Origin of the sequence: Enterococcus montenegrensis, assembly GCF_029983095.1 — a bacterium.
In the GTDB taxonomy this organism is placed as follows: Bacteria; Bacillota; Bacilli; order Lactobacillales; family Enterococcaceae; genus Enterococcus_C; species Enterococcus_C montenegrensis.
The window spans coordinates 779,422-794,891 of the sequence record NZ_CP120467.1; the positions used below are offsets into that span (position 1 = coordinate 779,422).

General features: G+C 37.0%; 16 protein-coding genes and 1 pseudogene. 13 read left to right on the top strand and 4 right to left on the bottom strand.

The genetic code is table 11. From position 1 onward, the window contains the following. Positions 1–184: 184 nt before the first annotated feature. The 5 genes from P3T75_RS03760 to P3T75_RS03780 all read left to right on the top strand — a co-directional run bounded on the left by P3T75_RS03760 (position 185) and on the right by P3T75_RS03780 (position 3,155). On the top strand, positions 185–1,117 hold the full coding sequence (locus P3T75_RS03760; protein WP_206905239.1) for a permease: 933 nt from the start codon (positions 185–187) through the stop codon (positions 1,115–1,117). Then, positions 1,114–1,968 carry a TIGR03943 family putative permease subunit gene (locus P3T75_RS03765; RefSeq protein ID WP_282462247.1) on the top strand — a complete coding sequence of 285 codons (855 nt, stop codon included), beginning with the start codon at positions 1,114–1,116 and terminating at the stop codon, positions 1,966–1,968. Before P3T75_RS03760 ends, P3T75_RS03765 begins: the two co-directional genes overlap by 4 nt. 159 nt (positions 1,969–2,127) lie before the next feature. After that, positions 2,128–2,394, top strand: a complete 267-nt coding sequence (locus P3T75_RS03770) for an IreB family regulatory phosphoprotein (protein WP_016171403.1) — start codon at positions 2,128–2,130, stop codon at positions 2,392–2,394. Beyond that, entirely contained in the window at positions 2,394–2,828 is a 435-nt protein-coding gene (gene ruvX, locus P3T75_RS03775; RefSeq protein ID WP_282462248.1) for a Holliday junction resolvase RuvX, read from the top strand. Before P3T75_RS03770 ends, ruvX begins: the two co-directional genes overlap by 1 nt. A 15-nt stretch (positions 2,829–2,843) precedes the next feature. Continuing rightward, complete coding sequence (locus tag P3T75_RS03780; RefSeq protein ID WP_016171405.1) at positions 2,844–3,155, top strand: DUF1292 domain-containing protein; 312 nt, start codon at positions 2,844–2,846, stop codon at positions 3,153–3,155. A gap of 119 nt (positions 3,156–3,274) precedes the next feature. Here the strand turns inward: P3T75_RS03780 and P3T75_RS13535 are convergent, their stop codons facing one another. Then, entirely contained in the window at positions 3,275–3,745 is a 471-nt protein-coding gene (locus tag P3T75_RS13535; RefSeq protein WP_328517238.1) for a DMT family transporter, read from the bottom strand. Positions 3,746–3,800: 55 nt separating this feature from the next. Then, positions 3,801–4,166 (bottom strand): annotated as a pseudogene (locus tag P3T75_RS13540) (EamA family transporter); the annotation flags it as partial. A 113-nt stretch (positions 4,167–4,279) separates the two neighbouring features. On the opposite strand from P3T75_RS13540, the gene P3T75_RS03790 reads away from it, so the two are divergent. The 6 genes from P3T75_RS03790 to P3T75_RS03815 all read left to right on the top strand — a co-directional run bounded on the left by P3T75_RS03790 (position 4,280) and on the right by P3T75_RS03815 (position 10,278). Then, complete coding sequence (locus tag P3T75_RS03790; RefSeq protein WP_282462249.1) at positions 4,280–5,110, top strand: AraC family transcriptional regulator; 831 nt, start codon at positions 4,280–4,282, stop codon at positions 5,108–5,110. Positions 5,111–5,317: 207 nt separating this feature from the next. Continuing rightward, positions 5,318–5,995, top strand: coding sequence for an SDR family oxidoreductase (locus P3T75_RS03795; protein ID WP_282462250.1), 678 nt, complete (start codon positions 5,318–5,320; stop codon positions 5,993–5,995). Between the two features lie 564 nt (positions 5,996–6,559). Continuing rightward, positions 6,560–8,815, top strand: coding sequence for a hypothetical protein (locus P3T75_RS03800; RefSeq protein WP_282462251.1), 2,256 nt, complete (start codon positions 6,560–6,562; stop codon positions 8,813–8,815). Positions 8,816–8,829: 14 nt separating this feature from the next. Then, complete coding sequence (locus P3T75_RS03805; protein ID WP_206905218.1) at positions 8,830–9,357, top strand: hypothetical protein; 528 nt, start codon at positions 8,830–8,832, stop codon at positions 9,355–9,357. Between the two features lie 27 nt (positions 9,358–9,384). Then, on the top strand, positions 9,385–10,011 hold the full coding sequence (locus P3T75_RS03810; protein WP_282462252.1) for a hypothetical protein: 627 nt from the start codon (positions 9,385–9,387) through the stop codon (positions 10,009–10,011). 18 nt (positions 10,012–10,029) lie between these two features. Continuing rightward, positions 10,030–10,278 (top strand): hypothetical protein, encoded by a 249-nt coding sequence (locus tag P3T75_RS03815; RefSeq protein ID WP_282462253.1) that lies wholly within the window; start codon positions 10,030–10,032, stop codon positions 10,276–10,278. A 146-nt stretch (positions 10,279–10,424) separates the two neighbouring features. Here P3T75_RS03815 and P3T75_RS03820 read toward each other — a convergent pair whose 3' ends face one another. Then, a complete protein-coding gene (locus P3T75_RS03820) occupies positions 10,425–13,142 on the bottom strand; it encodes an FtsX-like permease family protein (protein WP_282462254.1) in 2,718 nt (905 codons plus the stop codon). A gap of 12 nt (positions 13,143–13,154) precedes the next feature. Next, positions 13,155–13,856: an ABC transporter ATP-binding protein gene (locus P3T75_RS03825; protein ID WP_282462255.1), complete on the bottom strand. Its 702-nt coding sequence runs from the start codon at positions 13,854–13,856 to the stop codon at positions 13,155–13,157. Between the two features lie 151 nt (positions 13,857–14,007). On the opposite strand from P3T75_RS03825, the gene P3T75_RS03830 reads away from it, so the two are divergent. Both P3T75_RS03830 and P3T75_RS03835 read left to right on the top strand, forming a co-directional pair. Then, entirely contained in the window at positions 14,008–14,580 is a 573-nt protein-coding gene (locus P3T75_RS03830; RefSeq protein ID WP_230709251.1) for a TetR/AcrR family transcriptional regulator, read from the top strand. Positions 14,581–14,713: 133 nt separating this feature from the next. Beyond that, positions 14,714–15,412 carry a YcjF family protein gene (locus tag P3T75_RS03835; RefSeq protein ID WP_282462256.1) on the top strand — a complete coding sequence of 233 codons (699 nt, stop codon included), beginning with the start codon at positions 14,714–14,716 and terminating at the stop codon, positions 15,410–15,412. Positions 15,413–15,470 lie beyond the last annotated feature (58 nt).

Consider the following 15,470-nt stretch of genomic DNA (forward strand, 5'->3'; position numbering starts at 1 on the left):
GAAAAGGTAAATGAAAGCTTAATTTTTTTGCGACAGACTTGTGAGATTTTACGAAAAAGCGTATATTAAAGCGACGAAAAAACAAGCTAAAAAAATTATGTTCTGCATTGACCCCTATATGAAGGGTTTTTCTTTTTGCTGAAACAACAAATTTACATATTGAAATAGCTAAAGGAGTCTTTTAATGTTTAGTCATTTACCTGATTCAATCTTACAAATGAGTATGATTTTTTTATCAATTGTGATTGAAGCTTTACCTTTTGTTTTATTAGGCTGTATTATTTCCGGTGCACTTTACGTTTTTTTAACACCTGAAAGGGTCCAGCGCCTATTGCCCCAAAATAAATTGGCCGCAATTGCAGTAGGGTGTGGTTTGGGCTTTTTCTTTCCTTCTTGTGAATGCGGGATTGTGCCGATAGTCAATCAGTTTGTTAAAAAAGGAGTGCCCAATCACACAGCCTTTGCTTTTATGCTAACAGCACCGATTATTAATCCAATTGTCATTTTTTCTACTTTTATTGCCTTTGGAAATTCGATGCGGTATGCATTTTTACGCGTGATTGGCAGTTTAATTGTTGCCATGGTGATTGGCGTTTGGTTGGCTTATTTTAACCAACAAAGCATTATTAAAGACGCGAACTTGCAACAAGCTGTGGCAAATGTCAGTCATAGCCATCATCATGAAAAAAGTGTTCATAATCAAACGAAGAAAACATTTATCCAGCAGGTAGGTCATGTATTAGAACATAGCGTAGATGAATTTTTTGATACTGGCCGTTACTTAATGATTGGTGGTCTAATTGCCGCTGCGATGCAAACGTATTTACCAACTGGGGTTATGTTGACCTTAGGTTCAAATAAAATTTTAGCAGTCGTTGTGATGCTGTTTTTAGCTTTAGCGATGTCTCTTTGTTCAGAAGCGGATGCTTTTATTGGTTCTTCTTTATTAAGCTTGTTTGGTACAGGGCCAGTTGTCGGCTTTTTGGTCTTTGGTCCGATGGTGGATATTAAAAATCTTTTAATGATGAAACGCTATTTTAGCGGTCGCTTTATCGCGAGTTTAGTCGCAATTATTGTTGTCTGTGTAACAGGCTATGCATTGGTGGTGTCCTTATGATTCGCTTTTTAATTTTAGCTGGTTATTTTGAGTTGATGATGTATTTACAAGTTTCTGGTAAACTCAATCAGTTTATTAATGTTCACTACAGTTATTTGGCTATTTTGTCCATGATTTTATCTTTTGTCTTGGCGATGGTGCAATTGGTATTGTGGGTGAAAGCTGACGGTAAAAAAGAAGACTCCTTAGAACATAGTCATGAAGAGGGGATAGAACACGAGCACGGTCTGAAAAAAAGACACCAACGCGTAATCGCCTATATTTTATTAGCATTACCGGTGATTGTCGGGACTTTTTTTCCAGTGGTCAGTTTAGATACCACGATTGTTCAGGCTAAAGGATTCCAATTTCCGATTAGTAAAGAGTCAGTGGGAGATCCACAAATGCAGACCCAATATCTACAGCCTAATACAAGCATGTACTACAATAAAACTGAATACCAAAAACAAATGGATAAATTAATGAAAAAGTATGATAAATCTGGTACATTAGCCGTTACAGAAGAAAACTACCTAGAAATAATGGAACTGATTTATAATTACCCAAGTGAGTTTATTGGGCGTAAAATTAGTTTTGACGGTTTTATTTATCATGCCAAACAAGATCAAAAAGAAGACGATTTTGTTTTTCGTTTTGGGATTATTCACTGTGTTGCCGATTCAGGAGTTTTTGGTCTACGTATTCATTTACCAGCAGGATCGTCTTTTAAAAACGACCAATGGGTGCATATCGAAGGGGTTATTCAGAGTAATTTTTATCAACCTTTAAAACGGGAATTACCAGTGGTACAGACGATGAAAACAAGTACAATCACAGCCCCTAAAAATCAATACGTGTATCGCTCATTTTAACCACTTTTTTAGCGAAAAAAATGTTAAAATAAGAAACAGATTTCATAAAAAAAACATATTCCTTTGTTAGAGTAGGAAATGTAGACGCTTTGTTTGTAGTTTCAGACAAGTTTTAGTAAAATGAAATGTAGCAATAGTTAGAAGAAAGAGGTGTTAACTGTGGGTTTTACAGATGAAACAGTACGTTTTGATTTTGACGATAGTCGCAAAAAAGAAGTAAGTGAAACGTTGGCCATTGTTTATCGCGCTTTGGAAGAAAAGGGCTACAACCCAATCAACCAAATCGTAGGTTATTTACTTTCCGGCGACCCGGCCTATATACCTCGTTATCGTGATGCCCGTAATTTAATCCGCCGTCATGAAAGAGACGAGATTTTAGAGGTCTTAATTCGTTATTACCTTGGCAATCATGGGATTAGCCTGTAATGCGGATAATGGGATTAGATGTCGGTTCAAAAACTGTTGGTGTTGCAGTCAGTGATTTACTTGGTTGGACTGCACAAGGGGTAGAAATTATCCGCATCGATGAAGCCAATGGCAAATTTGGATTTGATCGCATTAAAGAGTTGGTATCCCAATACGAAGTAACGCAATTTGTTGTGGGCTTACCAAAAAACATGAACAATACGATTGGTCCACGAGCCGAAGCATCACAAGCTTATGGTAAAAAATTAGAAGAGTTATTTCACTTGCCAGTTTTTTATCAAGATGAACGCCTAACCACCGTTCAAGCTGAGCGGATGCTTGTAGAACAAGCCAATACATCACGGGCAAAACGGAAAAAGGTTATCGATAAGTTAGCCGCCGTGATGATTTTGCAAAATTATTTAGATCGCAGCGATACAAAGTCGCCTTTATAGGAAAGAGGAAAGCAGATGACTGAACATAACCACGACCACAACCATGATCACGAAGGACACGAACACATTACGTTAGTGGACGATCAAGGTAACGAAACGCTTTACGAAATTTTATTAACAATTGATGGACAAGAAGAATTCAAACGCAATTACGTTTTATTGTACCCAGCAGGTGCATCAGAAGACGATGACGTTGAATTACAAGCCTATGCCTACATCGAAAATGAAGATGGCACAGAAGGCGAATTGGAACAAATCGAAACTGAAGCTGAATGGGATATGATTGAAGAAGTCTTCAATACTTTCATGGCTGAAGAAGAAGAATAGACTCAAAATGACGGCTGAACCCTTGGTAGATAAGGGTTCAGCTTTTTTGTGTTTTGAATTGAATACGAGCTTGAATACGTTTGACTAGTGATTGAAAGGTTCTTTTAGTTATAAAAAAATTATAGTGTTTTTTGTAAAAATAAAATCGCGCCTAACACAAGTAGAAATCCAATAAATTCAGGTAAAGAAAATCGTAGCTGAAAGATAAAAATTGAGAAGACTGTGGCAAGTATAGGTTCAAAAGCGGTCAAAACACTTGCTAAAGCTGAAGAGATGTAGCGCAAACTGGATAGATAGATTAAAAATGAACAGGCAGTACCAAAAATAATGACAATAAAAATTTGAAGGACAGAAGCCAACGTGACCATTCCGTCAACTTTCCAAATCGGGTGGATGATGTTGGCGGCGATACCGCCTAAAAGCATTCCCCAACCAACAACTGCGATGCTTCCGTGTTCTGCAAGTAGCCGGCGTGGTTGAATGGAATAAAAGGCTAATGAAATAGCCGAGCCAATTCCCCAAAGAAAGGCCGCTGGTGAGGCGATTAAATTTGCTAGCTTTCCTTTGGCGGCAATTAGTGTGACGCCCAACAAAGCAAGTAAGATGAGATAAATTGTTTTTTTTTTCCGGTAGCATTTTCGTCTGCAATGCTGTATAGAAAATGACGAAAACCGGACCGATATATTGAATAATTGTCGCAAAAGAAGCGCTACTGAGCTCGATAGTTTTGAAATAAGTGAATTGCACCAGATACATTCCTAAAAGTGAAAATGAGAGTATTGAAATAAAATCAGTCCGGTGTTTAAAAGGCCAAGTCAGTGCATCTTTATTTTTAATCCGGGCGATCATAAGTAAAAGAAAACCTGCAAGTAACATTCGTGTTGAGACAAGCCAAGTTGCGGAAAAATGAAACTGGTTAAATAGAATTTGACCAGATATTCCTGAGATAGCCCATAATGCGGCCGCAATACTGGCATAAAGAATCCCAATCGTTTTTTGATTTTTTAAAATGGTCCGTCACTCCTTTTTTAATATCTGTTAGTATATCAGTATAATGTTTATTTACTTTGTTTTCTAACAGTTTTGAGGACGATAATAACAGTATTGGGTATAAAGGAGCTAGTATGTATTTTCAAGTTGATGATAATAAAAAAGAAGCGACACAGCATGTAACCAAAAATCTTCCACTTGCCATTTATCAGCGGACCTTGATAAAGGAAAGGCACGATGCGATAACTTTACACTGGCATGAGGAATTTCAATTGGTTTGGGTCTATTCAGGAACATTACTGTATAGCGTCGATGGAAAAGAATTTTTACTTCACCAAAACGAAGGCATTCTCATTAATACTTCTAAAATACATGGGGCAATCCCAGCTACATCAAAAGTAGAATATAGCTGCATTGATTTTTCTCCATATTTTATCAATAAAGAAATTTACCAGAAAAGTATTGCGGAATATAGCAAGAAAACTTCTTTTTCCTATCGATTCTTAGCTATAACTACGCGAAATTTAGAAATTCTGAATAGCCTTAAAAAGAATGTAAATGATATTAATTATCTGGATGTCTATGAGTTGTTGATTAGTAGTCTAAATAATATCGATAAAAACCAGTATCTGACGAATCAGGAGGAAGAGACGATTATTTATCAATTACTGGATTATGTTCATAAAAATTTTCAAGAACCAATTACAGTGCAAGCTATTGCACAGACAATTCCAATAAGTAAGAAAAAGTGTACAAACTTGTTTAACAACTATACCCATCTTTCACCAATCAATTACGTAATCGACTATCGCCTAAATCAGGCGAAAAAAATGCTGTTAGAGACCCAACAGGATGTAGTCGAGATTTGTTTTGCAACAGGATTTAACAATGTTAGTTACTTTATAACGCGTTTTAAAGCGAAATATACGCTGACGCCATTTCAGTTTCGTAAACGCTTTGGCTAAGCTGTGTTTTTATCTGGAAGTACGGATAAGATCGTATCTTTCTAGTAAAAATCTCTTTCGTTTAATTTGCTTAAAGTCTAATGAAAAGGAATTTACAGGTTAAATTGCTATAATAAAAAAGAAGGTAGAAAGAGGTAACAGTAATTTTTGAATTCTAGCTAAAGCTGTTATCAAACTGTTTGTAAACGCAAGAAAGAAGGAAGTAAGATGAAAATTTTAGTAGTAGGTGCAAATGGGAAAGTGGCAAGACATTTTGCCGATCAGATCAAAGAACATCCTTTGCTGCAAGAAAAAGCAGTCATTCGCAATGAAGAACAAATTCCATTTTTTAGTGAACGGAAAATTGAAACAGTACTATTGGATATCGTCAATAATTCTATCGAAGAGTTTGCAGCTGCCATGAAAGATGTGGATGCTGTTGTTTTCAGTGCTGGAGCAGGTGGCAAGGGCTTAGATAAAACGATTATGATCGATTTGGACGGCGCAATAAAAATTATGACAGCAGCTGAAATTGCTGGCGTTAAACGATTTGTCATGGTTAGTACCTTTAAAACGGGGCGCAAAGAAATTACCCGAGAAATTAAGGAAAACTCTTCTTTGACCGTTTATACAATTGCCAAAAATTATGCCGATGAATGGTTGAAACATCGTACCAATCTAGACTGGACGATTATTCATCCAGGTTCTTTAACCAATGAAGTTGGAACGGGCAAAATTAAATTGGCAGATAATCTAACAGGAGAACTTGAAAAAAATACGATTCCAAGAGAAGACGTGGCAACCGTGATTCTGGCAACACTGGAAAATGGCGTAACTATCGGAAAAGAATTTGAAGTTGTTTCTGGCGATAGCTCAGTTTTTGAAGCTATCAAAGGGCTTAATTAACTTTTCCTCTGAATAGAAAAAACGATACAGGCAGTGCAAGATTTCTTGCACTGCTTTTTTTGTGAATGGATTTAATTTTTTGTCCAACAGGGAAGGTTATATTACATCTGCATAATAGTTTTTTTGAAGCTAAACCACAATTTTAGCTTAAGACGTAGCAGCAATAAGCTAGTGGGAGAATTTCCTATCAAACTAATCATTTTATTATTTTTATCTTTAAATAACGATTTTGAAAATAATTATCACGGCGTATAAAACGAAATTTATTTTGCGTTAAATTTAAGAAGTTTTTCTTTGATAGTTGACTGACTATTTTTTGAATTATCAAAAATTTTGTGAATAAAGTTTTTTTCATAAATTTTATTTTATATTAAAAATTAAGGAAAGGTAAATTTTTGTTTTATGAATATTTTTCGTAAATCGTGTTAAAATATAAAAGCGCTTTATTCAAAATGTTTTATTTTTTTGCGAATCTAGATAAAATAACAAGTGTAATTAATAAAAAGTAATCGGCTTTATAATTATTGAAAAAAACAAGAAAATTTAATGGGAAGTTGGTGAATTATGAAAAATACTTTTATTGTACTGTTGTCGGCTTCTTTGATTAGTACATTTGTCTTTATAAATGGTCCAGTAAATGTTGCTGTTTCTGAGCCAACCAACGCAACTTCAGAACTTTTAGAGAGTACAGCCAGTCAAGAAAGTACTTTTAATTCAGCCGATATTCTGAAGGAAACAAATTTCTCAAACACAAATGGGACAAACGCAACAACGACAATTGAATCCACAGCAGAGACGACAACAAAATCAGACAGTACCACCCCTGATACATCTCTAGAGAAAACTAAAAAAGTTACAACTTTTGCTGCGACAGCTGACGCTGTGGAAGATGGAAGTGAAGGAAATCCTTATTTGGTTGCGACATTTGCTGATTTGCAAAATGCGGTAAAACAAGCTATCCCTTCAGGTTCAGATGCACTTTATATTCAGCTGACAGCGGACCTCACATATAACAGTGAATCACTAGCCTACAATAAAAATACTGTAGTAAATGGTCTGAAAGATCCGAGTCTTGATGCAACAGACCCAGACAACCACTATGCAATTTTGTATACAGGAGATACCACCAATAATTCTAAAATCACGGCCTCGGGTCAAATAAAATTGACTTATAAAAACATTAATATTGGAAATAGCCAGTATCCAGATAATACCCATTATGGATTTGTCAAACTTACTGATAGTAACAATACTTTTGAAGTTGAAAATATCTCTTATAATATTCGCAATGGTGGTCAGCCTTTTTATTCTAGCGGAAGCGGAAATAGTATCCTTTTTAAAGGAGTAAATACATTCATATGTGATGGTCAAACACATGGTGGTGAATTTTCAGAGGGATATGAAACAATCACTTTTGACAAGGGAAGCAAGACTACTATCTACAGTGATTCCGATGGTGGAAGCGCCTTATTATGGGATAATCCTATTACTGTCAATGTTGATGAAAACGCATATGTTTCTATTAAATCTAGTAAAGGTCGGCTTTTCTATGGCGGAAATAACAGTTCCTTAATTGTTGAAAAAAATGGCTTTTTTAGCTTTGAAAAAATCCCACCTGTTAACAATAAAGACGGGACAAAAGATGATAACGACATTTCTGCGTCTTCAATCGTAAGTATGGAATTTAAAGAAAACTCCATAGGTATTTTCAAATCTATGTACAATAAGCCAATAAATATGAAAACAACCACCATAACCGCCAGTGAGCCTAAGTATATATTGTTTGATTTTCAAAAAAACACAGCAAATTTCATGGCTGGAACTATCAATTTAACTAGACCGCAAATTGAATCACCCACAAACTACCAGCTTAACTATCTTAACAATGGAATTGTTAAATCACTAGTATCACCATTTTTACCAAATCACACTGAGGTAATCACGACTTCAAATCCAAGCGGAACTAATCAAGGTTTGATTTACGAACAAGACCTCTCCCTTACCGGCGTTACTGGAACTCCGAACACGTCGGTTTCTGAAAATAAAAGTCAAATTGAAGCTGACATAGACGGCTTTATCCCGAATGATCGTTCATTAACGACTGTTGATTACCTGCTAACTAAAGAATCACTTCACGGAGATAGTGATATCAATTCTACTGAGGTACAACAGGAAATCAGTGATGCTTTTAATTCCACTGACAGTACCTACCTAAGAAAAACGGTTACTCTCACTACCGAAAACACAGATACAAGGACTATTTTTGAAAATCTAGCAGGTGATGATTATTACTTATATGCACGAGCCACAGGGAAAGTCACCGAGGGATTTCCATCCACTACTTTATGGGTGACTACTGCTTCTGAGCCACTATCTCTTGCAAAAGTAATTAACACGGACATCCCTATAAATATGATATTCAAAAGTCCTACCACTGAATTTGGCAAAGCTGAAAATGCAGAGGAATACGAGTTTATCAATAATAGTAACACTCCAATTGCAGTAGCCTTGACGAAAGTTGCGCCTACCGCTGAGTCAGATTCAACCGTTAAGCTAGCAACATCTTTGGCGCAAATAGATACTTACAAATTGTTGCTAAACCTAGCGACAAATTATACAGATGAAACAAATAATCCGTTGGTTTGGGGACCACTCACTGAGGGGCCAATTCCTGAAGATAGCAAAGCCATGCTACTAGAACCATTCTGGGAGACAGATAAGAATCAAGCGGAAGTTTATCTCACCGGAAATTATTCTGGACCGGTTTCAGAAGTTAAAAAAGTCGCCTACAACTTTACCTTTACGATTTCAGCGCAATAGGAGGAGATGGAAAAATGGAAACAAAACAAGAAAATAAATCAAAGAAACGTATCTTATGGCTTTTGCTTCTATTGCTTGTAGCTATTGGTGGAATAATTACCTATCGCTATTTTACGCACAAAGATGAAGTTCCTGTTTCTATTGTCAGTGGTGATTTTCTTCCTGATGGTAAGGACGCGCAGAAAATTTCAGAAGAGGAGATGGCGAAATACGCCCAGGCTGCAGTAGATGCTAGTAATTTTAATATGGTCATTGCATCTGAGGCTACGGTCAATGAAAAAACTGCTATGAGTGAGTTGTTTATTCAAAATCCGCCTAAGAATGCTTATCCTGTTAACGTGGAAGTACGCTTGGATGATGGTAAGGACTTAATCTATACTTCTGGCGCTATCAATCCCGGAGAGGAGATTAAGCAAGCTAAATTAGAAAAAAAATTGACAAAAGGCGTTCATAAAGCAACCGCAACATTTAGCTTATATGATCCAGAAACAAAAGAAAAGCAAGGACAAGTCGCATCGGGATTAACCTTAATGGTGAACTAATAAAAAATGAAAAAGGAGCACGAGTATATGAAAAAGAAAGTGATTGCAGGACTGCTGTTAAGTAGCTGTGTATTAGGAGTAGCAATGCCGGCGTTTGCACAGGACGGGACGGAAGCTGACTTACAAGAGGATTATAGTGGTGTAGACTCAGTTGATATTGAAGTAAATGGTACACTCGGAGCCGACAATACAGACCCGGGTGCCACTATTCCTGAAGGTGACGATAACTGGATCAACGTAACGGTACCAACAAAAACAATTTTTTATAATACTGCTGCGGACTCAGAAATTAAATCACCAGATTACAAGATTACAAATAATTCGGGGCGACCTGTGTCAGTATCGCTAGAAAAATTTGAAAATGATGCTACTAATACTAGCCTGACATTGCCAAGTAGCTATTCTTTAAATTTACAAGTTGAAGGGAAGCAACCTATATCAAACATTGCGACATCAAATACTTCCACTGACTTTACAACTTCTACACCTCTGATTGATTTAGCAAATAAAGATGGCCGTATGGCGTTGGCTGACGAAGTAGATGCAAGTTCGAATGTGGCGACATTCAAATATACTGGTACTGCAACCGTCGATAGTCAAGTGCAACCAAGCTATACCATGACCCTCAAATTTATAGCCACTCCTTGGAACTAACCTGACTGGAGAAAGCCTATGGATAATCAAATTGAAGTAAATGGCTGGCTAGGGAGGACTTCTGATTCTTCAGAAGAAGCAATTTATCAAGTTGATGCGACCTTTAAGGAAAAAGAAGGAACTTTGGTTTCTAAAGTGTTTTCAGGTAGTTACCCGCAAACAAATGAGGTTGCCTCATATCAAATTGTTAGTTTGGGAATTATAATTTGTTTGATAGTGCTTATAATTTGGAAATTAAAAAACCTCTCTATGGTAAAGAATGAATAACAATGATTCATAAAATTGAAATAGTGTTTAAAATAAAACCCTTATTTTGGCAAAGCAGGTGCTTGCGTATTACGTTTAGCAAGCTTCCTGTTTGTAAAATAAGGGTTTTTGAGTTAGAAAAATAATTTGTTTTAAGTTAGTTTTTTCTATTCATTTGACTTCAAGGCATCAATCATATTGATATGTTTTAGTTTGAAGTGAGTTACAAACATGACGATTAAGGTAAAGATAATGGTTAGACCACCAGAATAAAGATAGGCTGCGGGTTTGATAACCAAAGGAAAGACCATATTTTCCATCGAGGCTTTATCTAAGATAAAGGGGGTTAAAACCCTGCCGACACCAAAGCCTGCAATAATTCCCAAAATAGTGAAGATGATATTCTCTCGGATGATATACATAGTTACTTCCTTGTCAAAAAAGCCTAATACTTTAATGGTGGAAAGTTCTCGTACCCGTTCGGAAATATTGATATTGGTCAGATTATATAAGACGACAAATGCCAGTAATCCCGAAAGTGTCACTAAAATCCAGACGATTGCATTTAAATTGGAGATGGACTGATTTTGCGTTTCAATTTGTTTGGAAATAAAAGTCGTGTTGACGACTTTTTTAGTATCTAATAATACTTGGGCAAGATTATCTTCTTCTTTTGTCGTCATCTTGTTGGTTTTAAGCAATAAACTATTGGCTGAAAATTTTTGGTTGGTAACTTTCTCATAGTAAGGGCGTGTCATGTACAAAAAGCTACCAAGATAGTTTTGGGCGATGCCGGCGATTTTGATTTGCTGTTTCTGTTGCTTGCTATCGTAAATGTAAAGGGTATCGCCTTTTTTGATGTCATAAAACTCTGCCATTTTTTGGGTGATGACAGCACCAGTATTTGTCAGCGAAATTACTTTATTGTCTTTATTATGAAGGTGTAAATAATCTTCAAATTCTTTTGCTGCGGTTGGCACCATTAATGTGAGACTTTGTGTTGCCTGATTATTTTTGCGTATTTCGACGGTCTCATTGTGACTAGCCATAAAACTTGTGACTTGTTCATCGTTTTTTAGTGCATTGGTGATCGCTGTAGTATCTGCTACGGGTAAATCATCTTCTAGGCTGACAATTCCTTGGTAAGCAATGATTGGACCAAATTGTTTTGCAGCAACCGAAGACAAGGAGTCTTTTAAACCAAAGCCGGCTAATATTAAGCCGGTGCAACCGGCAATGCCGATAATTGCCATTAACATACGGGCTTTATAGCGAAATAAATTGCGATAGCTAACTTTTTGATTAAAGCTTAAACGTGACCAAAGGGGTGTAATGTATTCTAAAAAAATCCGTTTGCCGGGCTTTGGTGCTTTTGGCTGTAAGAGTTGAGCTGGTTTTTCCCGTAATTCTTTGGTTAAAACGATGAGGGCTGAACCTAAAGTAGCGAGTAAAAAGGCGATAATCGCTTTTAAAATAGGGTCCCAGTCGTAAAAGACATAAGCTTTATTGAAGGAATAGCGGTCGCTCATTAAATAAAAGATAATCCGGGGCAAGAAATTCGTACCGCTGACAACGCCTAAAACTAGCCCAATACTGGCAGCGAGTAAGGAGTAGATGACATATTTTTTCGCTATTTCTGCCTTTGTATAGCCTAGTGCTTTTAACGTCCCGATTTCACGGCGATTTTCTTCGACCATCCGCGTCATGGTGGTAAAGGTAATTAAGGCTGCAATGAAAAAGAAAAAGACTGGGAAGACGTCTGCGATTGCGGCGATACGGTCAGAAAGGCTACCAAATTCTTGGAAACCAACATTGTCAAAGCGATCATTATAGCGATAAACAATTTCCTTCATATTTTTGATTGTAGCTTCTGTTTTTTTTATTTCTGCTGTTCCAGTTGCTAACTCTGACTGATTTTTTTTCAAAGTTGCTTCATTGGTTGCTAGCTGTTTTTGTGCTGTTGTTAATTCTTGCTGTGCGGCTGTTTTTTGTGGTTCGGGTAACAAGCTGATTTGCGCTGCTTGTAAGGCGAGTTTATCTTTTGCTTGTTGTAGTTGCTCTTGCGCGTTTTCTAATTCTTTTTTACCAGTGGCAATTTTTTCTTTTTGGAGACGAAGTTTTTCTGTTGCGTCTGCTTGAATTTCTTTTAAGCGTGCATTTGGACGCTGAGAAAGTTTGTCTTCAATGAGCGCGGTATTTTTTGCCATTTGTTCTTTGTAAGCATTACTGTAGGTTTCGTATTTTTTTACATTGGCAAAGCTAAGATACATGACCGCTTCTACTTCTGCTTTAAAAAGTTTTTTTGGCAAATAGGCAAAATAAGAAACACTGCCATTGCCAACATTGGCATAGCCCCGTTCTACTTCACTGATAAAAAGAGGCGAGGTCACAAAACCAACGATTTTAAATTGTGTGCTTTTTAGTTGCTCATGGTCGTTAATTGTGTACGTATCGCCAATTTTATAACCTTCTTTTTTTGCCAAGTGATCTAAGAGAATTTCATTATCTTTTTTAGGCAGAGCGCCGCTTGTGAGCTCTAAGTGATTTTGGTCATTTTCTTGATCGTAAGAAAAGACCTGGATGACTTCATTTTTCTTTGCATCCGCATAAAAGAATTGATAGCCACTCTCGATTGAAAGTCCGGTGATATCGTCTAAGACATTCTTATCAGCGTTTGTAATGCCGCCTGTTGAGACGACTTGCAGATCCGAAAGTTTGCGTTCTTTTAAATAAACGTCAGCGGAGTGATCTAAAACTGGTTGTGTCGTTTTAATGCCCACGTAAAGTAGCGTCCCTAAAAAGATAATCAAAATAATGGCGATAAAACGCCCTTTAGATTTTGTTATTTCACGAAATGTAGCCTTTAAATAGGTTTTATTTTTCATTTTACCAGCCACCTACCAAACTATTTCGTCAATTGAAATTGGATTTTCGTTTATTTCAACTGAGCGTACCTTCGCGTCATTAATGTGAATCACGCGGTCGCCAATTGGTGCTAACGCAGAGTTGTGGGTGATGATTAAAACGGTGTTGCCATTTTTGCGACTCGCGTTTTGTAAAAGTTTTAAGACTTGTTTTCCTGTTTCAAAATCCAAAGCGCCCGTCGGTTCATCACAGAGGAGTAATTTAGGATTTTTTGCAAGGGCGCGGGCGATGGAGACTCGCTGCTGTTCACCGCCGGATAATTGTGACGGAAAGTTATTGAGGCGGTTTTGCAAGCCGACATTTTCCAAAGTTTGAATAGGATCAAGTGCTTTTTTAGAAACTTCTGTTGCAAGCTCGACATTTTCTTTGGCTGTTAAATTGGGAACTAAGTTATAAAATTGGAAAACAAAGCCCACATCTGTCCGGCGATAGGCTGTAAGCTGTTTGTCGTTATATTTGGCAATGTCATTACCAGCGACGAAAATTTCGCCTTCATCTGGAGTATCCATGCCGCCTAAAATATTTAACACAGTAGATTTTCCTGCACCACTAGGACCAAGAATAATGGCAAGCTCGCCTTTTTCAACGGAAAAACTGAGGGAATCATTGGCGGTAATGGTTGAATCTCCCATTTTGTAGCGCTTCGATTCATTTTTTACTTCTAAAAAGCTCATGGCTATTTTCTCCTTTAATTGAACAACTTGTTTAATTAATGATACTATGTCAGTATACGAGGAGTTTGGAAACAAAACAATCAGCAATCTTTTTTTGCTTGTTATTAAATAGACAAACTGCCATTTATTTGTTTAGAAAAAGGAGGAAATTATGGTTGGTACCAAGAATAATCGCCGTAGCCAAATGACGAAAAAAATCATTCAACAGGAATTTTTACAACTCTTACAAAATAAGGAATTAAGTGTTATTACGATTACCGAAATCGCAAAAGCCGCTGATATAAATCGTGGGACCTTTTATAAATATTACACAGATCCCAGTGATTTGATGCACCAGATTGAAACAGAATTTTTTAGCGATGTTTTGCAGCGTTTAAATGCCAAACAGCCAGACTTTAATACATGGTTGGAAAATCTCTTGGCCATTTTTGTGGAAAACAGACAGTTGGCGACAATTATTTTATTAAATCAAACCAAAGAACAAAATTTCAATTTGTTACTAGAAGAGATCAAACCTTCTTCTATTGCCCGTTTTGCAGCTGTCTTTGGTACGAAGAACCAAGCAGATTTGGAGCTTTACTTTTCGTATTTTGTCAGTGGTGCATTGGGTTGTATCAAAACGTGGCTGCTACAATATCCAAAGAAAAATCCCCACGAAATTGTCCAAATTTTGCAGAGTTCTTTTCCGGCAAATATCGCACAACAGTTAGAGCTGCGTAATTAAAAAGTAAACTTAATTACGTTAAAAACGTAATAGTTGTTTAAAACAGGCAAAAAGTATATTTTGAAAGTAGTAGCTAATGTAATTTACCTTTTGGTAAGAAATGCCGGAAATAAAGAATGAGAAGGGGACGATTATGGTGAAATTTCCACGCCGCCGTCAAAATGGCGCTGAAGTAAAAAAGAAGGAAGATTTGGAAGAAAAAATTGTTCTAGCTGACACTGAAGTTGATGATGCTGCATTTCAATCTTTTTTTGGTGATGTCGTAAAAAAATTACCAAATTCTGCTGCGGCGATTATCATGAAGACATTTGATAGCACTAAAGAAAAGGCAGAATCCTTGTTAGCGACCACCCGCAGTCGCTTTGACAGTGTTTTTGATCCGTTTTTAAAGGGTGTGGATGAAACAACCCAAAAAAAATCCCATGGAATCATTCATATGGCTTCATTGAGTGCGGCGATTATTGGTTTGTCGCCAATTCCATTTTCGGATGCTTTTTTATTAGTGCCAGTGCAGTTAGTCATGATGGCGCGACTTCATAAAATTTTTGGTCAATCTTGGTCAGAAGGAATAGGAAAAAGCATGACAAAGGAGCTGGTGGTCGTTAGTTTTGGCCGCAGTGCAGTCGGAAATATTTTGAAATTTATTCCCGTTGTCGGCACAATCGGAGGCGGTGCAGTCAACGCCGTAGTCGCAATGGCCATCACTGAGTCTTTGGGCTGGGTAACGGTAAAAATGTTGAATGATGGTGAAGATATTTTTGAACAAGTGATGTCCTTTAAGGGGCAGTTCAATACATTGTTTAAAGCTTTGCAATCTGCTAATAAGAAATAACTAAAAATCCCGTCGCTACAACAGTTATGACGAAATTTCGTCTTTGTTTGTAGGTACG